This is a genomic window from Enterobacter asburiae (assembly GCF_008080435.1).
Taxonomy (GTDB): domain Bacteria; phylum Pseudomonadota; class Gammaproteobacteria; order Enterobacterales; family Enterobacteriaceae; genus Enterobacter; species Enterobacter asburiae_C.
In genome coordinates this window covers 60,105-81,385 of record NZ_VRKN01000013.1, presented here as the reverse complement: position 1 = coordinate 81,385, position 21,281 = coordinate 60,105, and the positions used below count along the sequence as shown (strand labels likewise).

Here is a 21,281-nt window from a genome sequence, read left to right as displayed (position 1 = left end):
TAACGATTAAAAGTCCGGGTATTCTTTATCCGTTGCGTACGTTATCGGTTTTTCAAACCCGGGAATGGTGATGCCATTCATATCAATCTTAATATCTTCCTCATTTATCCCCTGCTGGCCGAACAGATAAATGACATTGAGTTCACCCTGCGAAGCCGCCTCGTCGTACGCGTTTGCCTGACGTCGCACCTGGCGGTTACGCTGCTGATAATCCGCAAACACCGCTTCCCCATAGCGTTTGCGCAACCATTGATGGGTAAGCTTTGGCGAGTAAACCACCCCCGTGGCATTATTACCGCCAAAGCCTTTTGAATTAATAAAGGCGATTTGTCCCTGGCCTTCCTCTAATTTGCAGTCCTGAACAGGAATGGTTAAGCGTGCGTTGTTCACCTGAGGCGCGATATGCGACACGCTTTTAATTCCCGGCAAAATACCATAGCGGAAGACCCCGAGGCAGCTAATCAACTGGTCACCGCTGGCGGGCCCCAGGGAGTGACCGAGATACGATTTCACCGCCGTCACCGGCCAGTCGCGAATCGAAAAGGCTTGCGCAACACGGTCAAAAATATCCGCCTCGGAGACGCAATTCTTCGGCGTGCTTGAACCGTGCGCCTGAATAAACGATCCCTTCTGCACCGTCTCCATCCCGGCCATCGATACCGCAGAGGCTACGGCTTTCGCCATGGTGATGTAGTTTCCCGGCCCCGGTGAAGCAATCGAACGTTTAAAGCCGTCAGCGTTGATGAAGACATTCCCCACCGAACCGTGGATCTCTGCGCCAAGCTGCAGCGCCAGCTCGTCGTCCATTAACACGACATACTGGCTGGATTCCGCGATCACAAAACCACAGCTGTTGCCAAACGGGCGGCTGCTGTTGCGCCAGTCGGGCGTTTCCGTCTCATCAATGTGCTTAAGCTTGCTCTCCGTTGCCAGGGCGCCCATGGCATCGAATCCTTCAATCACTTCTGAGGTGATCGGCGCTTCGGCGCTGCCAACGACGGCAACGCGAATGCGACCCGCTTTGATATCTTCAACTGCCGCATTCAGGTTATAAAGAAACGTGGCGCATGCCCCCAGCGTGGCGCTGGTATGGCCGACGCTACCCAGTACATACGCATTGAGGAAATCGGCGCACATGCTGTTCAGGCCCAGCGGACACTGTTTGGCGCTGACGCGATGGCCTTTCAGGCGCGACTGCAGCATACCGCCAAAGCCATAATCGTCGAGCTGCCCCATGATATTGCCCGAATAGACACCGAGCTGATCCGGTGTGATATTTGCCTGTATCTCTCGCCACGGGATCCCCAGAGCGTTGATGGCGTCTGACGCCCCAACAATCGCCATTTGTAACGCCCGCGGATGGAACTGCGAATTGTAATGGTCACCCGGGCGAAATCCCTGCGGCAACAGTCCTGCAGCCTGAACCTCCGTGCGCAGCAACGCCTCAATTTTACAGTCCATCTCTCCCTGAACGGTGATACGGACACGCTGATCCGCTAATTCCTCAACGTGCCATCCCGTCGGTAAGGGTTGAGGTAATTGTCTGGCAGATATATTAAAACTGAATCCCTCTTCACCTGAAACCATATTCAATTTTGCATGGCTGGTGATAGCATCGACATCAAAATAGTCGCGCGTGATTTTTCTGATAAGGGTCCCCTCAAGCGCCTCGTCTTTTATCCTCGCGGCGGCCTGAGCAGGTGTAAATCTTTTACCGGAAATGTCGCAATACCCACCTTCGTCATATTTAAGCACGCCCATCAGGATGGCTAACGATAATAACGTCTCCTGCCTTTCCTCTTCCGATAATGACTCAATAATCATTCGACGAAATGCATGATGGGAAGAACTACGACCAGCTGGACCATAGCCGCCAAAAGCCGTTATTACGGGTAATTTCACCATAATTCATCCTGTAGTGGTCGTGGATTTATTTTGTTAAGTAAGTGCGATAATTTCAGATATTAGTTTACAAATTACCAACAAAAGCTAATATGAAAATCCAGCCAAAATGCTGACTTTTTTGGCCAGGACAACGATGAGCTACCAAAAATAATAGTCAAAACAGGTATTAATCAAAAATGACAAATACACAAATAGGATTTGTGTTATGTGAACGTATGCTAAGTTCCGGTCTCAGTCTTCCGATTGAAATGTGGAAAGCCGCAGCCAGTAGCTATTTAGCAGAGCAAAAAACAACATCCCACGCAGACCCACACAAACCGGAGAAGTCACCCTTCAGGCTCTGTCGCCCGGAGAATATTCTGAAGGTGAATACCATTGGCATCAACAGCGAGCCCATCCTGACGCACAGTGGCTTTAGCATTACCGCCGATACCACCCTTGCCGCAGACAGGTACTATGACGTTATCTATCTTCCTGCCCTGTGGCGGAATCCTCGCGGAGTGGTCAGACAACAGCCTGAACTTCTGGAATGGCTGACCGAGCAGGCCGCGCGAGGAACCCGCATCGCCGCCGTCGGAACGGGCTGCTGTTTTCTGGCGGAGTCGGGATTGCTCAACGGGAAACCCGCTACCACCCACTGGCACTACTTCAAACAATTCTCGCGCGACTACCCCACCGTAAAATTACAAACAAAACATTTTCTCACTCAGGCCGATAATATTTTCTGTGCCGCAAGCGTTAAAGCCCTGTCAGACCTGACTATCCATTTTATAGAGACGATATACGGGAAACGTGTAGCCACACATACCCAACGGACATTTTTCCATGAAATTCGTAGCCAGTTTGAACGTCAATGTTACAGTGAAGAAAACAAACCCCATCCGGATGAAGACATTGTTCAAATTCAAATCTGGATAAAAGCAAACTGCGCCTCGGATATATCCATGCAAAATCTTGCAGATATGGCTGGCATGAGTTTGCGCAACTTCAATCGCCGCTTTAAAAATGCCACCGATATGTCTCCACTGCAGTATTTATTAACCGCCAGAATTGAATCCGCCATGACAATGTTGCAATCCACCAATCTGTGCATTCAGGAGATCGCGAATGCGGTTGGATATCAGGATATTGCGCACTTTAATCGCCAGTTTAAGCATAAAACAACGGTTTCACCGGGAGATTACCGTAAGACAGTCCGGGCAAAGATGTTTAGTGCATAAACCCCGGTCATCTCTGATAATGAAAAGATGACCACGAGGAGGCTCACCGTGCAAGGCGTACCGGAACAGTTTATTGATGAAAGGGACAGCGCGCGCTTTCGCCATCTGGCGCAACTGCCGGGCCTGGAGCTTTATCACGCGCATATTTCTGACTACGCCTTTGAGCCTCACACCCATGAAGCCTTCGGGATCGGCACGATTGAAACCGGTGCCGAACGCTTTCGCTATCGCGGTACCCAGCATCTCGCGGCGGAAAAATCCGTTGTCACCATGAACCCGGACGAGATCCATACCGGTGAATCCGCCACCGAAGGCGGCTGGCGCTACCGGATGGTCTATATCGAACCCGACCTGCTGGAAGAGGTGACCGGCCTCCGGCACTGGTGGTTTAGCGATGTCACGCGTCATGACCCGCTGCGCTCGCAGCAAATCGGCAGGCTCATTTACGGCCTGTGGCACACGGACGATCCGCTTGCGCAAAAAGGATTGCTGCTGGATTTGATTGAGACCTTCCGACCTTTTGCCCATCACGCGCCAGTGGTTCTGGAAGGCGTGCACCGCTTCGAACGCGTGCGCGAGTATCTGCACGACAACTATATGCGCGCCCTGACGCTGGACGAGTTGGCCAGCGTCGTTTCGCTCAGCCCGTACCATTTCCAGCGCCAGTTTAAAGCCCATTTTCACGTGACGCCGCACCAGATGCTGATGGCCATTCGCCTCTGGCGCGCCAAAGCGTTCCTCACGCACGGCATGCCTGCGGCAGAGGTCGCCGCCGCGACCGGACTGACCGACCAGTCGCATTTAACCCGCGCGTTTACCCACCGCTACGGCATTACCCCCGTGCGCTACCAGAAGCAGGTCACCCGGCGCTAATGCGCAATCTCATACAATACGCGCGCATTTTCCCCTCCTACACTGCATACAGCGTAAATACCTGTGGATGGAAAAATGATTAGTGGTGTGTTGTATGCCCTGCTGGCCGGGATGATGTGGGGGCTGATTTTTGTCGGCCCGCTGATCGTGCCCGAGTATCCTGCAATACTGCAGTCGACCGGACGTTATCTGGCGCTGGGGCTGATTGCCCTGCCTCTGGCGTGGCTGGGACGCGCGCGCTTGCGTCAGCTCAGCCGCCAGGACTGGGGTACCGCGCTGGCGCTGACCATGATGGGCAATCTTATCTACTACGTTTGCCTCGCGAGTGCCATTCAGCGTACCGGTGCGCCGGTATCTACCATGATTATCGGTACCCTGCCGGTCGTTATCCCCGTCTTTGCTAACCTGCTCTACAGCCACCGCGATGGCAAACTGGCGTGGTCAAAAATGGCGCCAGCGCTGGTATGCACCGCCGTGGGGCTGGTATGCGTGAACATTGCCGAGCTGCGTCATGGGCAGGCGGATATTGACCTGTGGCGTTACGGTTCTGGCATTGTGCTGGCGTTCATTTCCGTGGCGTGCTGGGCATGGTATGCCCTGCGCAATGCGCGCTGGCTGCGGGAGAACCCGGACAAACACCCGATGATGTGGGCGACGGCGCAGGCGCTGGTCACGCTGCCCGTCTCACTGGTGGGATATGCCGGCGCGTGCCTCTGGTTAGGCCATCAACAGCCAGACTTCGCCCAGCCCTTCGGGCCAAGACCGTGGGTGTTTATTGGCCTGATGGTTGCGATTGCGGTGCTGTGCTCATGGGTCGGCGCGCTGTGCTGGAACATTGCCAGCCAGAAGCTGCCGACGGTGATTTTAGGGCCGCTGATTGTCTTCGAAACCCTGGCCGGACTGCTTTATACCTTCCTGATGCGCCAGAGCGTGCCGCCGTTATTCACGGCCTGCGGGATCGCGCTGTTGGTGGTGGGGGTGGTGATGGCGGTAAGAGCGAAGCCGGAAAAACCGAGGGTCGTTCCGGCGTCGGAGGTGTGATTTTTGCCGGGTGGCGGCTCCGCCTTACCCGGCCTACAAGGAGCCGTTTCGTAGGCCGGGTAAGCGCCAGCGCCACCCGGCATGATGTTAAAACGTTTCCCAGTTCCCTTCAGCCGCCGCTGCGGGCTGCGCTTTTGGCACATAGGTTTTCACCGGCGCCGCTTTAACCGCCTGGTTGCGGGTGATTTTGAACACCGCCACCGCTTCGTTCAGGCGCGCAGCCTGATCTTCCAGCGCCGCCGCCGCGGCCGCAGACTCCTCTACCAGCGAGGCGTTCTGCTGGATCACACGGTCCATCTCGGCTACCGCCTGGCCCACCTGGTCAATACCGCGGCTCTGCTCGTCAGAGGCCGAGGCAATTTCGCCCATGATGTCGGTAACGCGGGTGACCGCATTGACGATCTCTGCCATCGTCTCCCCGGCTTCGTTAACCAGCTGAGAGCCCGCGTTCACGCGTTCGCCGGAATCATCGATCAGCGCTTTGATCTCCTTCGCCGCCTGGGCGCTGCGCTGTGCGAGAGTACGCACTTCCCCAGCCACGACTGCAAAGCCACGGCCCTGCTCGCCCGCGCGCGCCGCTTCCACCGCCGCGTTCAACGCCAGAATGTTAGTCTGGAAGGCAATACCGTCGATCACGTTAGTAATTTGCGCGATTTTACTGGAGCTGGTGGCGATTTCGTCCATCGTACGCACCACGCCTTCCACCACGTTACCGCCCTTCTTCGCCGTTGAGGAGGCGTCCAGCGCCAGACGCGAAGCCTGACGCGCGTTATCGGCGTTCTGCTTCACGGTTGCCGTCAGCTGTTCCATGCTGGCTGCCGTTTCTTCCAGAGAGGCGGCCTGCTGCTCGGTACGGGAAGAGAGATCGTTGCTGCCCGCAGAGATTTCGCCTGCGCCGGTGTAAATAGTATCTGCGCCTTCACGCACCACACCCACGGTGTTCGCCAGCGAGGTTTGCATCTCCTGAACGTTGCGCGCCAGGATGGCCATTTCATTTTTACCCTCTGCCTGAATCGGCTGGGTTAAATCCCCTGCCGCAATGGCGCGAATATGGTTAATCACCTCTTCCAGAGGCAGGAGCAGCACGCGGCGCATAGCTACCCAGCTGGAGAGAATGACCATAATCACCAGTACCATGACCGCAGAGAGGATCCACAGGATGTGCTTGTAATCACTTTCATTATCCTGAATGCCTTTATCGGTGAGTGCGGCCTGCGCTTCACGCCATTCACGATAAACCGTCTGCATCGCGTTTTGCTTTTGTTCTGCATTCTGCTTGAACATATCTTCCAGATTGCCCTGGCTCAGCAAAACATTCATTTGGGTCAGCGTTGCAGAGTAAATGCGGTACTGCTCTTCGAGTTGGTTAGTCAGGTTCTCATCCAGGCCTGGCGTATTTGGCAAAGCATAGTATTTATCGTAATGGACCTGTGCTTCAGTCAGCAGATTTTTCGCCGTCGTCACCAGCTCATTCAGCTGACCGCCGTTAATTTGAGAGGCCACGCTGCTTTGCAGGCGCAACATTCCGCGGTTCAGGGTGACGCGGGCCTGGTTCAGACTGATCCACGCATCGGTAAACTCCGCCACGTTCTTGCTGGAGAGCTGCGACACGGTGAAGTTGTCTTTATCGTTATTCAGCGCGTTGATAAAGATACCGGCGGAAATCACTTGCATGATACCGAGCACAAGCAGCACCGAAATCAGAAGGGTAATGACTTTTATACGTTTAAACATGCGTTGCCTTTGTTATATGCAGGTTTGTCTGACGTGGATATATCGGCAGGCGCGGCGGGTTGTTTACTGTTTCTACACCTTTAAAAAGTTTCTAAACCACTTTCCTAAGTCCATTCAGAGAGTTAAAAGGAGTATTTTTTTGTGATCCGCTTCTCACTTTCCCCCTTCCCTCTAAAGGGTTATAGCGCTGCCTTAAAGATGCATTTAATATACATCTTATATTATTAATGACGAGGTAACTGCTATGGCCTTTCGCGACCAACCCCTTGGCGAGCTGGCGCTCTCCATTCCTCGCGCTTCTGCGCTGTTCCGTAAATACGATATGGATTACTGCTGCGGCGGTAAGCAAACCCTGGCGCGTGCGGCCTCACGCAAAGAGCTGGACGTTGAGGTGATTGAAGCAGAGCTGGCGCAACTGGCCGAGCAGCCCGTCGACAAAGACTGGCGAACCGCCCCACTCGCTGAAATCATCGACCATATCATCGTGCGATACCATGACCGTCACCGTGAACAGCTGCCGGAACTGATCCTGCAGGCGACCAAAGTGGAGCGCGTGCATGCCGACAAATCCTCCGTACCGCGCGGTCTGGCGAAGTACCTGACCCTGCTGCACGAAGAGCTTTCCAGCCACATGATGAAAGAAGAGCAGATCCTCTTCCCGATGATTAAACAGGGAATGGGAAGCCAGGCGATGGGGCCTATCAGCGTAATGGAAAGCGAGCACGATGACGCGGGTGAACTGCTGGACGTGATCAAACACACCACCCACAACGTTACACCGCCGCCTGAAGCGTGCACAACGTGGAAAGCGATGTACAACGGCATTAACGAAATGATCGACGACTTGATGGAACACATCAGTCTTGAGAACAACGTTCTGTTCCCGCGGGCATTAGCTGGGGAATAATAAAGGCCGCTACGGCCTGATGCCCTCACCCCGGCCCTCTCCCACGGGGAGAGGGTGCAATAACTAAAAACGGCAACCGAAGTTGCCGTTTTGCTTTTACCTTACGCCTGCCATACGTTTCTTACCGATAAACACCCAGCCCAGCCCCAGCGCGATAAACCACAGCGGCGTGACGATGAGCGCCTGACGGGTATCATCTTCCAGCGTCAGCAGAACCAGCACGAAGACGAAGAATGCCATGCACACCCAGCACATCAGCTTACCCAGCGGCATCTTGTAGATCGATTTTTCATGCAGGTGTGGACGCTGCTTGCGGTACACCAGGTATGAACAGAGGATGATGGTCCAGACGAACATAAACAGGATCGCAGAGACCGTGGTAATCATGGTGAACGCGCCAATCACGCTTGGGTTCACGTAGAGCATCACCACACCGCCCAGCAGGCACATGCAGGAGAAGGTCAACCCTTTTGCCGGTACCGCACGCTTAGACAGCTTGGCGAACGCGCTCGGCGCCACGCCTTCCTGCGCCAGACCAAACAGCATACGGCTGGTGGAGAATACGCCGCTGTTAGCAGAGGAGGCAGCAGAGGTCAGCACCACGAAGTTAATCAGGCTCGCGGCAGCAGGTAAGCCTACCAGCACGAACAGCTCAACGAACGGGCTCTTGGTGGGTACCACGGAACTCCACGGCGTCACGGACATAATAATGACCAGCGCGAAGACGTAGAACATGATGATACGAACCGGAATAGAGTTAATGGCGCGCGGGAGAGACTTCTCGGGATCTTTAGTCTCCGCTGCCGTGGTGCCCACCAGCTCAATGCCCACGAAAGCAAATACCGCGATCTGGAACCCGGCGAAGAAGCCGCTAATGCCTTTAGGGAACCAGCCACCGTCATTCCACAGATGGGTAAACGACGCCTGAACGCCCGTTGGCGACTGGAAGTGGGTGAGAACCATCACCAGACCGACAACGATGAGCCCGACAATCGCTACGATTTTGATCATCGCGAACCAGAACTCCATCTCACCGAACATTTTGACGGTGGCAAGGTTAAGGCTCAGCAGCAGAACAATGACCGCCAGCGAGGCGACCCAGTCCGACAGCCCCGGGAACCAGAACTGCGCGTAGGCGGTAATCGCCACGACGTCCGCCATACCGGTGACAACCCAGCAGAACCAGTAGGTCCAGCCAGTGAAATAGCCCGCCCACGGCCCGAGCAGGTCAGAAGCGAAGTCGCTAAAGGATTTGTATTCGAGGTTCGAGAGCAGCAATTCACCCATTGCACGCATCACGAAGAACAGCATAAAACCGATAATCATATAAACGAATATGATTGACGGCCCGGCGAGACTGATGGTTTTGCCTGACCCCATAAACAGCCCGGTACCGATGGCACCCCCAATCGCAATGAGCTGAATATGACGGTTTGTGAGATTGCGCCGTAGCGACTGTTCAGACGACGCCTCTTCGTCGGCGACGACTTTGACCTGATCTACCATGTGATATTTTCCTGTTTATGCCTGTCTGTGTTGTTAAGGCTCTTCTGGCCTTTAAATACGTCAAAAGATGACGTTCCCTTGTAAGGGCTAATCGATATTAGGTAAGAATCGGCGGGATGAATACTATGATTTAGATATTATGTTAATAATATGTTGAAAGTGAGTGTCATATCACTCATACAGCGCGAAACAGCTCACAAAAATACACGCAACAGTTTCGTTTGCAAGATAAAATGTTGATAGCACCGTAACTATAGGTTTTTACACTATTTTCCTCTCCCAAACCGGGGAGAGGAAATAAGAAAAGTCGATTACAGAATTTCCAGCAGCTCGACTTCAAAGACCAGGGTGCTGAATGGCGGGATGGATGCGCCAGCGCCGCGCTCGCCGTAAGCCAGGTTATGCGGGATAGTCAGTTCCCATTTGGAACCGACTGGCATCAGGGTCAGGGCTTCGATCCAGCCTGCGATGACGCCATTCACCGGGAATTCTGCCGGTTCGCCGCGCGCCACGGAGCTGTCGAAGACGGTACCGTCGATCAGCTTACCGGTGTAGTGTACGCGAACGTGGTCGGTACGTGCCGGGATTGCACCGTCGCCTTGATTGATCACGCGGAACTGCAGACCAGACTCGGTGCTGTTCACACCGTCACGCTCGCGGTTCTCTTCCAGATATTTCACACCTTCGGCGGCCATCTCTTCAAAGCGCTCACGACGCACGGCGTCAGCACGTTCGTGGATTTCACGCAGCGCACGGTGCACGACGTCAACCGGAACGGCAGGCTGTTTGCCTTCAAGCGCGTCAGCGATACCCGCCACCAGCGCTTCTGGTAACAGACCTTCCAGGCCGGATTCGCTCAGCTGCTGTCCTACCTGCAAGCCGATACCGTAACTTGCCTGCGCTTCGATAGTGTCAAAAGTCGGGGTGGTCATGGGTTTTCCTTCCATCACATTTAAAGTAGCGGGCAGCATATCAGCCATGCCCTTATGGGTAAAACTTTGTCTGAAGTTAAGGTGACAAACCGCGACGAAACAGAAACAATAGAGATAACCAGGATTAATCCCGAACTGATGTCACGGATGTCGGGTTTACTACGCCGTTCAGGCAGTTAGCGAACTATACTTCGGGGCACAGGATAAAAAATACGCGGAGCAGGAGGAGTGCCATGCCCGGGCGATTTGAACTGAAACCTACCCTGGCGAAAATCTGGCAGGCGCCGGACAATTTTCGCATCATGGACCCGCTGCCTCCTCTGCACCGCAGAGGGATCATCATTGGCGCGCTGATGGTGATCGTGGGCTTCCTGCTGCCTTCCGGGGGCGATGATGTCGATACCGCACCCGTCACCCGCAATGCCCAACTGGACATTCAGTCGCAGACGCGGCCGCAGCCTGACGCGCAGCCAATGCAGACGCAGCTTGTCACCCCGTCTAACGATCCGGGTCAGGTCGCGCCGGTTGAGCCAGAGCCCATTCAGGATGAACAGCCGCAGGATCAAGCCGCCGCCCCCTCTCAGCCTCAGACGCAACAGCCCACCGGCATTGAGCAACAGTGGCGTTCCTATCGCGTAGAGCCGGGCAAAACCCTGGCACAGCTGTTCCGGGATCACAACCTGCCGCCGACTGACGTGTATGCCATGGCGAAGGTGGAAGGTGCGGGTAAACCGCTCAGTAACCTGCAGAATGGACAGATGGTGCAGATTCGCCAGAATGCCAGCGGTGTGGTGACGGGGTTAACGATTGATACAGGAAATGGGCAACAGGTGCTGTTTACCCGCCAGCCAGACGGCAGTTTTATCAGGGCGCGTTAAGGGCACCATTCTGTAAAAAGCAAAACGCCGGCACAAGGCCGGCGTTTCAACGTGAGCAGAGTAAAAAATTACTCAGCTACAACGTTAACAACCAGTTTAGCGAACACTTCGCTGTGAACCTGGAAGTCAACTTCGTGCTCACCAGTGGTACGCAGAACGCCGTTCGGCAGACGAACTTCGCTCTTAGCCACTTTAACGCCTGCTGCAGAAACTGCATCAGCGATATCGCGGGTACCGATGGAACCGAACAGTTTACCTTCGTCGCCAGATTTAGACGCGATGGTAACGGTGCCCAGTGCGTTGATTGCTTCAGCGCGAGCGTTAGCAGCCGCCAGAACGTCAGCCAGTTTGGCTTCCAGTTCAGCGCGACGTGCTTCGAAAAACTCTACGTTTTTCTTGGTAGCTGGAACAGCTTTACCCTGTGGAACCAGGAAGTTACGTGCGTAACCCGCTTTAACGTTAACCTGATCACCCAGGCTGCCCAGGTTTGCTACTTTATCAAGCAGAATAACTTGCATTACCTTATCCTCTTAAAGTCGTATTAATGGACCGTGCCCGATTACTGATGACGATCAGTGTACGGCAGCAGGGACAGGTAGCGAGCGCGTTTGATAGCGCGAGCCAGCTGACGCTGGTATTTTGCACGAGTACCGGTGATACGGCTTGGGACAATCTTACCGCTTTCGGTGATGTAGTTTTTCAGCGTTGCGATATCTTTATAGTCGATCTCTTGAACGCCTTCCGCGGTGAAACGGCAGAACTTGCGACGACGGAAATAACGTGCCATATGGCTAGTCTCCAGAATCTATCAAATCAATCTGCTCGGCATGCAGAACCATTTTGCTCAGGCCGTTCTTTGCCTTGTGGCAAGAAATGAACCCCTGAACGATTACTGCGCTACCGACCGTTAAACTGTGAGTAATGGCCTGGTTTTCGTGTCCGCTAATAATAACGGGCATTTGGCACCACGCCTGCCGGTGAAACCCGGCTTCCTCTTGCACAGAACGATGCTCAAGCACGAACTGGCAATGCGGAATTCCTGATGGACTGACCTTTCGAAGGGGAGCCCTGCATACGATGCCGGACAACGCCAGACGGTTGGTCATCAGAAATTACTCTTCAGAATCCCCAGCATCAGAATCATCTGCGGTTTCGTTTGCGAAATCATCGCGACGCTCACGGCGCTCGTCTTTCGCTTTAACCATCGGAGATGCTTCGGTAACTGCGTTTTTGGTACGCATAACCATGCTGCGGATAACGGCATCGTTGAAGCGGAAGGTAGTTTCCAGCTCATCGATCACTTCCTGCGGCGCTTCAACGTTCATCAGAACGTAGTGTGCTTTGTGCAGTTTGTTGATCGGGTAAGCCAGCTGACGGCGGCCCCAGTCTTCCAGACGATGGATCGTGCCTTCTGCACCAGTGATGGCAGCAGAGTAACGCTCGATCATAGCCGGAACCTGTTCGCTCTGGTCAGGATGGACCATAAAAACGATTTCGTAATGACGCATCGAATTGCTCCTTACGGATTATTCAGCCTCCTGTCTGGGTCAGCCGAGGCCCGGGGAGGCAAGGAACGTGTTAAAGGTCGGCTGAAAAATTGACGCGTCATAATACTTGCGCGCCCCTGGAAACTCAAGCTGATTGCACAAATAATTCGCACAAAGCGCGAAGCGGGTCTAAGTGGGTGATTTAAAATTGGTCACACCCGGAAGCGTTGTTTTTTTGAACAACTGCATCAGAAATGGTCACGCATCCCCGCCGGATGAGTGATTACACTTTAATCAGAGATCGCCTGAATTAAAGAAGGAGCATCCCCCCTCTCGCAGCACGTAGTCGTGGAGCGCATATCATGAAAAAAATCGCATTAGCCATAATGGCGGCGCTTTTGCTCAGTGCAAACGCGATGGCAGCCATCAAGATAGACAGCCGACAGGCCAGAAACATGGATGATGTGCAAAGCTTGGGCGTAATTTACATCAATCATAATTTCGCCACGGAAAGTGAAGCAGATCAGGCATTAAACGAAGAAACCGATGCGCAGGGCGCAACCTATTACCACGTGATGTTAACCCGTGAGCCCGGCAGCAACGGCAATATGCACGCCAGTGCAGATATTTACCGATAACGTTTTAACGCTAGCACCAGGAAAGCCAACAACGAGAACATAGCCATAGTTGACGTTGCCCCCCTGCCCGGGGGCTTTTTTTTGTGAATGGCTCCGGAATACCACCGGTTACAACTGTTTTGGTATTCCAGAGCACTTATTCACTTCTGCCCGTAGTAGGCATCCGGGCCGTGCTTGCGCATGAAATGCTTGTTCATCAGGTAGTCATCAATGCCCTGAAGCTGTGGGTTGATGCCGCGGGCAATCCACGCCATGCGTGCTACTTCCTCCATGACGACCGCATTATGGACGGCGTCGTGGGCATCTTTTCCCCAGGAGAACGGACCGTGCTGATAGACCACAATACCCGGCGTATGCAGCGGCTCACATTTTCCCAGCGTATCGATAATCACCTTTCCGGTGTTGAGCTCGTACTCCCCTTCCACTTCATCCTGCGTTAATGCGCGCGTGCAGGGGATGTCGCCAAAGAAGTAGTCCGCGTGGGTCGTGCCCAGCGCCGGGATGGGCAGCCCTGCCTGTGCCCAGGCCGTCGCGTGCGTGGAGTGGGTATGCACCACGCCGCCAAGGGACGGATAACGCCGGTATAGCGCCAGATGGGTTGCGGTATCTGATGAAGGTCGCCATTTGCCGTCAACTACATGCCCTTCGAAATCCACCACCACCATATCCTCTGCTTTCATGGTGTCATACGCCACACCGCTCGGCTTGATCACTACCAGACCCTGCTCGCGGTCGATAGCGCTCACGTTGCCCCAGGTGAACGTGACCAGACCATAACGCGGCAGATCCATGTTGGCTTCAAAGACCTGCTGTTTAAGCTTAAGCATGTTCAGCCTCCAGCAAACCCGCCCGCGCCATACGTTCGCGCACCCAGTCCCGCGCCTTCGCCACTTCCGCTGCCGGGTCGTCCGACGTCTCGCTCCACATCTCAATCAGGTAAGGCCCGCAATAGCCAGTCTGCTTGAGCGTCTCGAAGCACCGTTCGAAATCCACCACCCCGGTGCCGAACGGTACGTTTTTAAACACGCCAGGACGGGTATCTTTGACGTGCACCGCCACGATATGCCCGCTGCCTGCCTGCAGTTCCATCTGCACGTCGTTATCCCATGCCGACAGGTTGCCGATATCCGGATAAAGCTGGAACCACGGGTTATTCAGATAGTGCGCGTAGCCCAGCGCCTTGCTGATGGAGTTCATCAACGGGTAGTCCATGATCTCCATCGCCAGCGTGACCTGCGCGCGGCTTGCCATCTCAACGCTCTCTTTCAGACCGTCACGGAAACGACGGCGCGTTTCATCGTTGGCTTCCTGATAATAAACGTCATAACCCGCCAGTTGGATCACGCGGATACCCACGTCCTGCGCAAAGCGAATGGCTTTACGCATGATCGCCAGCCCCTGTGCGCGCACGGCATCGTCTTCACTGCCGAGAGGAAAACGACGATGGGCGCTCAGGCACATGGACGGCACGCGCACGCCCGTTTCAGCGATGGCACTCACCAGCGCCAGGCGCCGTTCGCGGCTCCAGTCGAGGCGAGAGAGACGCTCGTCCGTCTCATCCACGGACATTTCGACAAAATCGAAACTCAGCTGTTTTGCCAGTTGTAACCGCTCCAGCCAGCACTCCCCCGCAGGGAGTGCCTTTTCATAGATGCCAAGCGGGATCTGTTTTGACAACATATCCGCTCCTTAGCCCCAAAGCTGAGCGATTGAGCGTTTGAACTGACGCGCCGCTTCCACCGGAGACGCCGCATCACGAATGCTACGACCGGCAATAAAGACGTGAATCGGGATACCCTGGAACAGCGGCAGATCTTCCAGCGCCAGACCGCCGGTGACGGTGACTTTGAAGCCCATATCGGCCAGACGTTTGATGGCGCTGATATCCGCGTCGCCCCACGCCACGCCTGCGGCCTGCGCATCACGGCTACGGTGATACACCACCTGCTGAATGCCCGCATCGCGCCACTCCTGGGCCTGCTCCCAGGTCCAGAAACCGGTCAGCTCAATCTGCACGTCGCCGTTAAACTCGTTTGCCACGTCCAGCGCGCCTTTGGCGGTGTTGATATCCGCACAGCAGATGACGGTGACCCAGTCGGCGTTGGCTTCGAAGCACATGCGGGAGAGGATTTTGCCTGCGTCGGCGATTTTGGCATCCGCCAGCACGATTTTATGCGGATAGAGCGCCTTCAGGTCGCGAACGGCACGCACGCCCTCGCCTACGCACAGAATGGTGCCCACTTCGATGATATCGACTTCTTCCGCGATCAGGCGGGTGGTTTCGTAAGCGTGGGACAACGTTTGGTTATCCAGCGCAACCTGCAACATGGGTAATGACATGTTCAATTCCTCTTAGACTGCCGCCGCTGTGGCGTTATCAATTAAATCCAGCACTTCCTGCTCAGTGCGGCAGGCACGTAAACGGTCAAAATTAGCTTCATCATCAAACAGATTGACGATCTGCATGATGCCCACTTCCTGATGGGTGTTGGCATCGACGGCGGCCATGGTGATCAGAATGTCGACCGGGTCGTTATCTTCGTGGTTAAACACCAGCGGCGTTTTCAGCGTCACCAGCGCAAAGCCGGTTTTCTTCACGCCCTCTTCAGGACGCCCGTGCGGCATTGCCAGCCCTGGCGCTATCACAAAGTAAGGGCCGTGCTGCGCCACGCCATCAAGAATGGCCTGGTAGTAACGCGGCTCAACAACGTCAGCCTTAACCAGCAGATCCACGCTCAGCTTCACCGCTTCCTGCCAGGTGCTGGCCTCGGCCTGTAAAAGGATGGAATTATTTTCCGCCAGCGAATCACGTAGTTTCATGGGGCTCCTTACTTCACGTCCTGAGGGAAGTGCGCTTTGATCACTTCCAGCAGTTTTGGTCCGAAATCCGCAGGCGACAGCATGTTGCGCACGCCCACGACATATTTATTACCCGTCACGGTGATTTCACCGGCGATGTGGGTAGAGGCGATGATGATGTCCGCGCCGTTCAGTTCACTTTTGTATTCACCCACTGCGCAGCTGTTCACCGTGTGGTCGATGTTTGACTGGGTTAAAAACTGGTCCACTTTCATCTTCATGATCATGGAGCTGCCTTGCCCATTGCCACACACAGCCAGGATACGTACGGTCATAATCGAAACTCCTTAATGAGCAGACACTTCTGCTGTTTGTTTTTCCGCATCTTCTTCAGCTCGCAGCGAACGGCCAGCGAAGAACATATAAGCCAGAGCAATCAGGATGATGACGGCCATAAAAGCCAGCCCGACAGAGGCAAAGCCCTGCATCATCGGCGGTGCCAGAATTGACCAGTCCGCCATGCCCATCCAGGCGCTCATACCGGTGAGCTTGACCGCCCACACGCAACCGAAGATTTCCACCATGCCCATCACCAGGCAGATCTTGAGCGCCGCACGCCAGCCGCCGAAGTGGTTAGCGAAGACGCCGATGGTGGCGTTGGAGAAGAACATCGGGATAAAGCCAGGAATAATCAGGATTGAGGAGCCACAGCCGACCAGGATGCCCACCGCAATCAGCTGGCCGATGGTGCCCCACATAAAGCCCCAGACCACCGCGTTTGGCGCGAAGCTGTAGATTGCGGCACAGTCGATGGCCAGCACCGCGCCAGGGATCAGGCGCTGGGAGATACCGTTGAAGGCTTCCGACAGTTCGGCGACGAACATACGCACGCCCTGAGTGATGATGAAAATAGCCACCGCGAAGGAGAAGCCGGTCTGCAGGATATAAACCGTCCAGTGGGTTTTACCCGCCATCGCCTGAACAACGTCAATGCCGAAGGAGAGCAGAATGGCGCCGAAGAAGATGGTCATCACAATCGCGGTAGAGACGATGTTGTCGTGGAAGATATTCAGCCAGCCCGGCAGCTTAAGGTCTTCAACGCTCTCTTCTTTTTTGCCCAGGTACGGCGCAACTTTATAGGCAATCCAGGAGGCGAACTGCTGCTGGTGGCCGATGGAAAAGCCACAGCCGTCAGTCACTTCCTGGGTTGGCTTGTACATCATGTTGGAGGTGATACCCCAGTAGAGCGAAACCAGCACCGCGGTGCAGATAATCGTGGTCCACATTGGGTAGCCGAAGATATAGAGAGAAACCGCGATCAGCCCCGCCTGCTGGAACATGATGTGTCCCGTCAGCATGATGGTGCGAATACCGGTAATGCGGCGCAGAAGAACATAAATGATGTTCAGCGCCAGGGCGAGCAGAACCGCATAACCCACCCAGCTATAGGCATCACCCATGCGTTCAATGGTCGCCATCATTGAGGCGTAAGTGTCAGAGATGGCACCGTTGATGCCATACACCTCAGACATTTTGGCGACGACCGGCTTAAAGGTGCTGGTCAGAATGCCTGACCCCGCCTGCAACAACATGAAACCGATAATGGTTTTGATGGTGCCTTTAATAATCACACTGACGCTTTTGCGCAGCAGGATATAGCCCAGGCACGTCACGATACCCAGCAACAGCGGGGCGTTGGTCATTACCTGATTAAAGAACACGGTAAAGACGTTGTAGAGGATCTCCATAACTCTCTCCAGAAATGAGAACACGAGGGGCAATCCCTGTGTGGTTGGTGCCATCACTCTAGTAATCACAAATAATCACCACAAGATTGCATTTGATTATTTGTGACGTATCACGCAAATTATTTCCATGGTGTTAGTAATGATTTTCACTACCGTACATGAAAAATGGATTAATCTTTATAATTCATGCAATTAATGTTTAATACAGGATAGTCTAACAAGGAAAAAGCTGAGAGTCCGTGAAGTCGAGCAGATAAAATTCCGCATTTTTGCCATTGCAAAGCGCATCAAATGGTGCCAGCATTAATCACAACAAATCACCAAATGATTACTTTTGATTAAACCCAGGAGTCAAAACGATGAGTAAAGTGAACACCATCACCCGTGAGTCATGGATTCTGAGCACCTTCCCGGAGTGGGGCAGCTGGCTGAATGAAGAGATCGAGCAGGAACAGGTTGCTCCTGGCACGTTTGCAATGTGGTGGCTGGGCTGTACCGGTATCTGGCTGAAATCAGAGGGTGGCGCCAATATCTGCGTCGATTTCTGGTGCGGCACCGGCAAACAGAGCCACGGCAACCCGCTGATGAAAAAAGGCCATCAGATGCAGCGTATGGCCGGTGTTGAAAAGCTCCAGCCGAACCTGCGTACCACGCCTTTTGTGCTTGATCCGTTTGCCATTCGCCAGATCGACGCCGTGCTCTCTACTCACGATCACAACGATCATATCGACGTGAACGTGGCGGCAGCGGTGATGCAAAACTGCGCGGACGACGTGCCGTTTATCGGGCCACAGACCTGCGTGGATCTCTGGATTGGCTGGGGTGTGCCGAAAGAGCGCTGTATCGTGATGAAGCCTGGCGACGTGGTGAAAATCAAAGATATTGAAATCCATGCTCTGGATGCCTTTGACCGTACTGCATTGATTACCCTGCCAGCCGACCAGAAAGCCGCGGGCGTACTGCCGGACGGTATGGATGAGCGTGCGGTCAACTACCTGTTTAAAACCCCTGGCGGTTCCCTGTACCACAGCGGTGACTCTCACTACTCCAACTATTACGCGAAGCACGGTAACGAGCACCAGATTGACGTGGCGCTAGGCTCCTACGGCGAGAACCCGCGCGGCATTACCGACAAAATGACCAGCGCCGATATGCTGCGCATGGCGGAAGCGCTGAATACCAAAGTGGTTATCCCGTTCCACCACGATATCTGGTCAAACTTCCAGGCCGATCCGCAGGAAATCCGCGTGCTGTGGGAAATGAAAAAAGACCGCCTGAAGTATGGCTTCAAGCCGTTCATCTGGCAGGTCGGCGGCAAGTTCACCTGGCCACTGGACAAAGATAATCTGGAATATCATTACCCACGTGGTTTCGATGATTGCTTCACCATTGAGCCAGACCTGCCGTTCAAGTCCTTCCTCTGATTGTGCAGCCAAATCGCCAGACGTGATGTCTGGCGATGCCATATTTCTTTTAGTAATTTCACGCTATTTCAAATATCATCTTTTCAAATCAATTCTTATCGGAATAGCTCATGACGGAAGCGCAACGGCATCAAATTCTCCTGGAACTCCTGGCGCAGACCGGGTTTATCACCGTCGAGAAAGTGATCGAACGTTTAGGGATCTCCCCGGCAACGGCGCGGCGGGACATCAACAAGCTGGATGAAAGCGGCAAGCTGAAAAAGGTCCGCAACGGCGCCGAAGCCATCAGCCAGCAGCGCCCCCGCTGGACGCCGATGAATATTCATCAGGCGCAGAATCATGATGAAAAAGTACGAATCGCCAGAGCCGCGTCGCAGCTGGTGAATCCCGGTGAGAGCGTGGTCATCAACTGCGGCTCCACGGCGTTTCTGTTGGGTCGTGAAATGTGCGGCAAGCCGGTGCAAATCATCACCAACTACTTACCGCTCGCCAACTATCTCATCGATCAGGAGCATGAGAGCGTGGTGATCATGGGCGGCCAGTACAACAAAAGCCAGTCCATCACCCTTAGCCCCCAGGACAGCGAAAACAGTCTCTATGCCGGGCACTGGATGTTTACCAGCGGCAAAGGCCTGACGGCGGATGGCCTGTATAAAACCGATATGCTGACCGCGATGGCGGAGCAAAACATGCTTAACGTTGTGGGCAAACTCGTTGTGCTGGTCGACAGCAGCAAAGTGGGCGAGCGCGCAGGGATGTTATTCAGCCGTGCCGAACAGATCGACATGGTGATCACCGGCAAAGGAGCCAACCCTGAGATCCTCCAGAAGCTGGAAGATCTGGGGGTGAAAGTTCTGCGTGTTTAAAGGTGCTGGCGGAAAAAGGCCACCGTGGCGTCCAGCGCCGTTGGCGTGATGCGGTGGCGGACGCCCGGTTCCCACAGACAGGTCAGATTACCGTCCAATCCTTCATTCATTAACGCCTGCTGCAGACGGAAGGTTCCCTCAGGCGGGACCACATCATCCGCGTCACCGTGCCACAGCAGCAGCGGGCGATCGGCCACGCGTGGCAATGCCCGGGTCACTTCCCACTCTGCCAGCGTCGCGGTCATTTCCGTTAAATCCTGAGGGGGAAAAAGCGTCTTCGCCAGCGACGTAAAGTAGCCCGAGCCCATCAGACAGGCGACAGACTTCACTTCAGGATGATGCGTCATAATCCCCAGCGCCGTCATACCGCCCATCGACGCCCCGGCTACCGCCAGACGATTGTCGGCCACCAGCCCAGCCTCATAAAGCGCATCGCGCAGCCCGGCAAACTCGGTCAGGCTACCGTGCAGAATCTGCCAGAACTGCCCCAGCCGCGCATGTTCGTTACCCATAAAGCGTGCGCCGTGGTCAGGTGCATCTGGCATCACCACGCGAAAACCCGCCTGTGCCAGCGCTACCGCAAAATAACTGTAAACCAGCTTCGATGAGGTAAACCCGTGATAAAAAACCACAACAGGCAGCGGTTTATCACGTTTACCCGCTGGCATCGCGTGTAAAATTTCATGGTCGCCGAGGCGGCGTATTTCAATTTCAATCATTGTCGACCCTGTGCGAATGTATGATTCATAATGTTGAGAACTGGGTTACGCTTTCACGTCATTTTCATTCGAAATATACGTCCCAGATAACACTTCGGGAACATTCCCCTAAAACTAAATTCACAGACAACTACACTATGGCTATCAGGAAACGAGATATGGTTATGCGCAGGTTTGCTGCTTTATTGCTGGTGTTTCTGCTGAGTGGCTGTAGCGCGCTGCAGGGAACGCCGCAACCCGCTCCACCGGTCGCCGATCATCCACAGGAGATTCGTCGTAATCAGACGGAAGGATTACAACGAATGGGCACCATCTCCGCGCTGGTTCGCGGCTCTCCGGATGACGCAGAATCGGCAATAAAAGCACAAGCCGTCGCCGCCAAAGCAGATTATTACGTCATCATTATGATCGACGAAACCATCATAACGGGACAGTGGTATTCACAGGCCATTTTGTACCGTAAATAATGGTTTTCCTTTGAACGAGATTTACACTGCTTTGCGTCCATAGACATTTTCCTGTCCACAATAAACTCCATGCCCGCGTCAATGGAAGGGAGTTTATTTGCGAAGGATTGCCCGGCGGATACCGGATATATGTGAAA

24 protein-coding genes are annotated in these 21,281 nt (G+C 54.3%); 9 read left to right on the top strand and 15 right to left on the bottom strand.

The genetic code is table 11. The features are described 5' to 3' along the window. Positions 1-6: 6 nt before the first annotated feature. A complete protein-coding gene (locus FU672_RS19590; protein ID WP_148244473.1) occupies positions 7-1,905 on the bottom strand; it encodes a beta-ketoacyl synthase in 1,899 nt (632 codons plus the stop codon). A gap of 176 nt (positions 1,906-2,081) precedes the next feature. On the opposite strand from FU672_RS19590, the gene FU672_RS19585 reads away from it, so the two are divergent. The 3 genes from FU672_RS19585 (at position 2,082) to FU672_RS19575 (ending at position 5,039) form a co-directional block, all read left to right on the top strand. Further along, a complete protein-coding gene (locus FU672_RS19585) occupies positions 2,082-3,125 on the top strand; it encodes a GlxA family transcriptional regulator (protein WP_262349029.1) in 1,044 nt (347 codons plus the stop codon). A gap of 48 nt (positions 3,126-3,173) precedes the next feature. Next, positions 3,174-3,998: an AraC family transcriptional regulator gene (locus FU672_RS19580; protein ID WP_148244472.1), complete on the top strand. Its 825-nt coding sequence runs from the start codon at positions 3,174-3,176 to the stop codon at positions 3,996-3,998. Between the two features lie 75 nt (positions 3,999-4,073). Beyond that, positions 4,074-5,039 carry a DMT family transporter gene (locus FU672_RS19575; protein ID WP_148244471.1) on the top strand — a complete coding sequence of 322 codons (966 nt, stop codon included), beginning with the start codon at positions 4,074-4,076 and terminating at the stop codon, positions 5,037-5,039. Positions 5,040-5,126: 87 nt separating this feature from the next. Here the strand turns inward: FU672_RS19575 and FU672_RS19570 are convergent, their stop codons facing one another. Then, positions 5,127-6,773 carry a methyl-accepting chemotaxis protein gene (locus FU672_RS19570; RefSeq protein WP_148244470.1) on the bottom strand — a complete coding sequence of 549 codons (1,647 nt, stop codon included), beginning with the start codon at positions 6,771-6,773 and terminating at the stop codon, positions 5,127-5,129. Between the two features lie 244 nt (positions 6,774-7,017). Here FU672_RS19570 and ytfE point away from each other — a divergent pair, with 244 nt between their 5' ends. Beyond that, entirely contained in the window at positions 7,018-7,680 is a 663-nt protein-coding gene (gene ytfE, locus FU672_RS19565) for an iron-sulfur cluster repair protein YtfE (protein WP_148244469.1), read from the top strand. A gap of 96 nt (positions 7,681-7,776) precedes the next feature. On the opposite strand, the gene cycA is transcribed toward ytfE, so the two are convergent. Both cycA and bamJ read right to left on the bottom strand, forming a co-directional pair. Next, positions 7,777-9,186, bottom strand: a complete 1,410-nt coding sequence (gene cycA / locus FU672_RS19560) for a D-serine/D-alanine/glycine transporter (RefSeq protein ID WP_024907315.1) — start codon at positions 9,184-9,186, stop codon at positions 7,777-7,779. Positions 9,187-9,497: 311 nt separating this feature from the next. Beyond that, positions 9,498-10,118 carry a BamJ family beta-barrel-assembly machinery protein gene (gene bamJ / locus FU672_RS19555; RefSeq protein ID WP_187360834.1) on the bottom strand — a complete coding sequence of 207 codons (621 nt, stop codon included), beginning with the start codon at positions 10,116-10,118 and terminating at the stop codon, positions 9,498-9,500. A gap of 233 nt (positions 10,119-10,351) precedes the next feature. On the opposite strand from bamJ, the gene FU672_RS19550 reads away from it, so the two are divergent. Continuing rightward, positions 10,352-10,996, top strand: a complete 645-nt coding sequence (locus tag FU672_RS19550; protein ID WP_063409286.1) for an OapA family protein — start codon at positions 10,352-10,354, stop codon at positions 10,994-10,996. Positions 10,997-11,064: 68 nt separating this feature from the next. Here the strand turns inward: FU672_RS19550 and rplI are convergent, their stop codons facing one another. From rplI to rpsF, 4 genes are read right to left on the bottom strand one after another with little or no spacing between them, the layout of a single operon-like run. Further along, positions 11,065-11,514: a 50S ribosomal protein L9 gene (gene rplI / locus FU672_RS19545; RefSeq protein WP_023310148.1), complete on the bottom strand. Its 450-nt coding sequence runs from the start codon at positions 11,512-11,514 to the stop codon at positions 11,065-11,067. Between the two features lie 41 nt (positions 11,515-11,555). Continuing rightward, the gene (gene rpsR, locus FU672_RS19540; RefSeq protein WP_000135199.1) at positions 11,556-11,783 is read right to left on the bottom strand and encodes a 30S ribosomal protein S18; all 228 of its coding nucleotides are present in this window, start codon (positions 11,781-11,783) and stop codon (positions 11,556-11,558) included. A gap of 4 nt (positions 11,784-11,787) precedes the next feature. Next, positions 11,788-12,102: a primosomal replication protein N gene (priB, locus tag FU672_RS19535; protein WP_008502895.1), complete on the bottom strand. Its 315-nt coding sequence runs from the start codon at positions 12,100-12,102 to the stop codon at positions 11,788-11,790. Between the two features lie 6 nt (positions 12,103-12,108). Beyond that, positions 12,109-12,504 carry a 30S ribosomal protein S6 gene (gene rpsF / locus FU672_RS19530; protein WP_148244467.1) on the bottom strand — a complete coding sequence of 132 codons (396 nt, stop codon included), beginning with the start codon at positions 12,502-12,504 and terminating at the stop codon, positions 12,109-12,111. Positions 12,505-12,845: 341 nt separating this feature from the next. Between rpsF and yjfY the strand changes: the two genes are divergently transcribed. Then, positions 12,846-13,121, top strand: coding sequence for a DUF1471 family protein YjfY (gene yjfY, locus FU672_RS19525; protein ID WP_010427445.1), 276 nt, complete (start codon positions 12,846-12,848; stop codon positions 13,119-13,121). A gap of 140 nt (positions 13,122-13,261) precedes the next feature. Here the strand turns inward: yjfY and FU672_RS19520 are convergent, their stop codons facing one another. Genes FU672_RS19520 through ulaA form a run of 6 tightly spaced genes read right to left on the bottom strand, consistent with a single transcriptional unit; the run spans position 13,262 to position 17,668 of the window. Next, complete coding sequence (locus tag FU672_RS19520) at positions 13,262-13,948, bottom strand: L-ribulose-5-phosphate 4-epimerase (RefSeq protein ID WP_148244466.1); 687 nt, start codon at positions 13,946-13,948, stop codon at positions 13,262-13,264. After that, positions 13,941-14,801, bottom strand: coding sequence for an L-ribulose-5-phosphate 3-epimerase (locus FU672_RS19515; protein ID WP_148244465.1), 861 nt, complete (start codon positions 14,799-14,801; stop codon positions 13,941-13,943). Before FU672_RS19515 ends, FU672_RS19520 begins: the two co-directional genes overlap by 8 nt. Positions 14,802-14,810: 9 nt before the next feature. After that, positions 14,811-15,461 (bottom strand): 3-keto-L-gulonate-6-phosphate decarboxylase UlaD, encoded by a 651-nt coding sequence (gene ulaD / locus FU672_RS19510; protein WP_148244464.1) that lies wholly within the window; start codon positions 15,459-15,461, stop codon positions 14,811-14,813. 12 nt (positions 15,462-15,473) lie between these two features. Beyond that, the gene (gene ulaC / locus FU672_RS19505; RefSeq protein WP_013095304.1) at positions 15,474-15,941 is read right to left on the bottom strand and encodes a PTS ascorbate transporter subunit IIA; all 468 of its coding nucleotides are present in this window, start codon (positions 15,939-15,941) and stop codon (positions 15,474-15,476) included. Between the two features lie 8 nt (positions 15,942-15,949). After that, positions 15,950-16,255, bottom strand: coding sequence for a PTS ascorbate transporter subunit IIB (ulaB, locus tag FU672_RS19500; RefSeq protein WP_001577590.1), 306 nt, complete (start codon positions 16,253-16,255; stop codon positions 15,950-15,952). Positions 16,256-16,267: 12 nt separating this feature from the next. Beyond that, the gene (gene ulaA / locus FU672_RS19495) at positions 16,268-17,668 is read right to left on the bottom strand and encodes a PTS ascorbate transporter subunit IIC (protein WP_148244463.1); all 1,401 of its coding nucleotides are present in this window, start codon (positions 17,666-17,668) and stop codon (positions 16,268-16,270) included. A gap of 359 nt (positions 17,669-18,027) precedes the next feature. Here ulaA and ulaG point away from each other — a divergent pair, with 359 nt between their 5' ends. Both ulaG and ulaR read left to right on the top strand, forming a co-directional pair. Continuing rightward, a complete protein-coding gene (gene ulaG, locus FU672_RS19490) occupies positions 18,028-19,092 on the top strand; it encodes an L-ascorbate 6-phosphate lactonase (RefSeq protein WP_010427455.1) in 1,065 nt (354 codons plus the stop codon). 110 nt (positions 19,093-19,202) lie between these two features. Beyond that, positions 19,203-19,958 carry an HTH-type transcriptional regulator UlaR gene (gene ulaR, locus FU672_RS19485; RefSeq protein WP_148244462.1) on the top strand — a complete coding sequence of 252 codons (756 nt, stop codon included), beginning with the start codon at positions 19,203-19,205 and terminating at the stop codon, positions 19,956-19,958. On the opposite strand, the gene yjfP is transcribed toward ulaR, so the two are convergent. Further along, positions 19,955-20,677, bottom strand: a complete 723-nt coding sequence (yjfP, locus tag FU672_RS19480; RefSeq protein ID WP_148244461.1) for an esterase — start codon at positions 20,675-20,677, stop codon at positions 19,955-19,957. The genes ulaR and yjfP overlap by 4 nt on opposite strands. Before the next feature lie 137 nt (positions 20,678-20,814). Between yjfP and bsmA the strand changes: the two genes are divergently transcribed. Further along, on the top strand, positions 20,815-21,144 hold the full coding sequence (gene bsmA, locus FU672_RS19475; RefSeq protein ID WP_029740376.1) for a biofilm peroxide resistance protein BsmA: 330 nt from the start codon (positions 20,815-20,817) through the stop codon (positions 21,142-21,144). The last annotated feature ends 137 nt before the right edge of the window (positions 21,145-21,281 follow it).

Coding starts and splice junctions, on each gene's coding strand:
- FU672_RS19590 (WP_148244473.1), bottom strand. CDS start 1,905: ATGGTGAAATTACCCGTAATAACGGCTTTTGGCGGCTATGGTCCAGCT.
- FU672_RS19585 (WP_262349029.1), top strand. CDS start 2,082: ATGACAAATACACAAATAGGATTTGTGTTATGTGAACGTATGCTAAGT.
- FU672_RS19575 (WP_148244471.1), top strand. CDS start 4,074: ATGATTAGTGGTGTGTTGTATGCCCTGCTGGCCGGGATGATGTGGGGG.
- FU672_RS19570 (WP_148244470.1), bottom strand. CDS start 6,773: ATGTTTAAACGTATAAAAGTCATTACCCTTCTGATTTCGGTGCTGCTT.
- ytfE (WP_148244469.1), top strand. CDS start 7,018: ATGGCCTTTCGCGACCAACCCCTTGGCGAGCTGGCGCTCTCCATTCCT.
- cycA (WP_024907315.1), bottom strand. CDS start 9,186: ATGGTAGATCAGGTCAAAGTCGTCGCCGACGAAGAGGCGTCGTCTGAA.
- bamJ (WP_187360834.1), bottom strand. CDS start 10,118: ATGACCACCCCGACTTTTGACACTATCGAAGCGCAGGCAAGTTACGGT.
- FU672_RS19550 (WP_063409286.1), top strand. CDS start 10,352: ATGCCCGGGCGATTTGAACTGAAACCTACCCTGGCGAAAATCTGGCAG.
- rplI (WP_023310148.1), bottom strand. CDS start 11,514: ATGCAAGTTATTCTGCTTGATAAAGTAGCAAACCTGGGCAGCCTGGGT.
- rpsR (WP_000135199.1), bottom strand. CDS start 11,783: ATGGCACGTTATTTCCGTCGTCGCAAGTTCTGCCGTTTCACCGCGGAA.
- priB (WP_008502895.1), bottom strand. CDS start 12,102: ATGACCAACCGTCTGGCGTTGTCCGGCATCGTATGCAGGGCTCCCCTT.
- rpsF (WP_148244467.1), bottom strand. CDS start 12,504: ATGCGTCATTACGAAATCGTTTTTATGGTCCATCCTGACCAGAGCGAA.
- yjfY (WP_010427445.1), top strand. CDS start 12,846: ATGAAAAAAATCGCATTAGCCATAATGGCGGCGCTTTTGCTCAGTGCA.
- FU672_RS19520 (WP_148244466.1), bottom strand. CDS start 13,948: ATGCTTAAGCTTAAACAGCAGGTCTTTGAAGCCAACATGGATCTGCCG.
- FU672_RS19515 (WP_148244465.1), bottom strand. CDS start 14,801: ATGTTGTCAAAACAGATCCCGCTTGGCATCTATGAAAAGGCACTCCCT.
- ulaD (WP_148244464.1), bottom strand. CDS start 15,461: ATGTCATTACCCATGTTGCAGGTTGCGCTGGATAACCAAACGTTGTCC.
- ulaC (WP_013095304.1), bottom strand. CDS start 15,941: ATGAAACTACGTGATTCGCTGGCGGAAAATAATTCCATCCTTTTACAG.
- ulaB (WP_001577590.1), bottom strand. CDS start 16,255: ATGACCGTACGTATCCTGGCTGTGTGTGGCAATGGGCAAGGCAGCTCC.
- ulaA (WP_148244463.1), bottom strand. CDS start 17,668: ATGGAGATCCTCTACAACGTCTTTACCGTGTTCTTTAATCAGGTAATG.
- ulaG (WP_010427455.1), top strand. CDS start 18,028: ATGAGTAAAGTGAACACCATCACCCGTGAGTCATGGATTCTGAGCACC.
- ulaR (WP_148244462.1), top strand. CDS start 19,203: ATGACGGAAGCGCAACGGCATCAAATTCTCCTGGAACTCCTGGCGCAG.
- yjfP (WP_148244461.1), bottom strand. CDS start 20,677: ATGATTGAAATTGAAATACGCCGCCTCGGCGACCATGAAATTTTACAC.
- bsmA (WP_029740376.1), top strand. CDS start 20,815: ATGGCTATCAGGAAACGAGATATGGTTATGCGCAGGTTTGCTGCTTTA.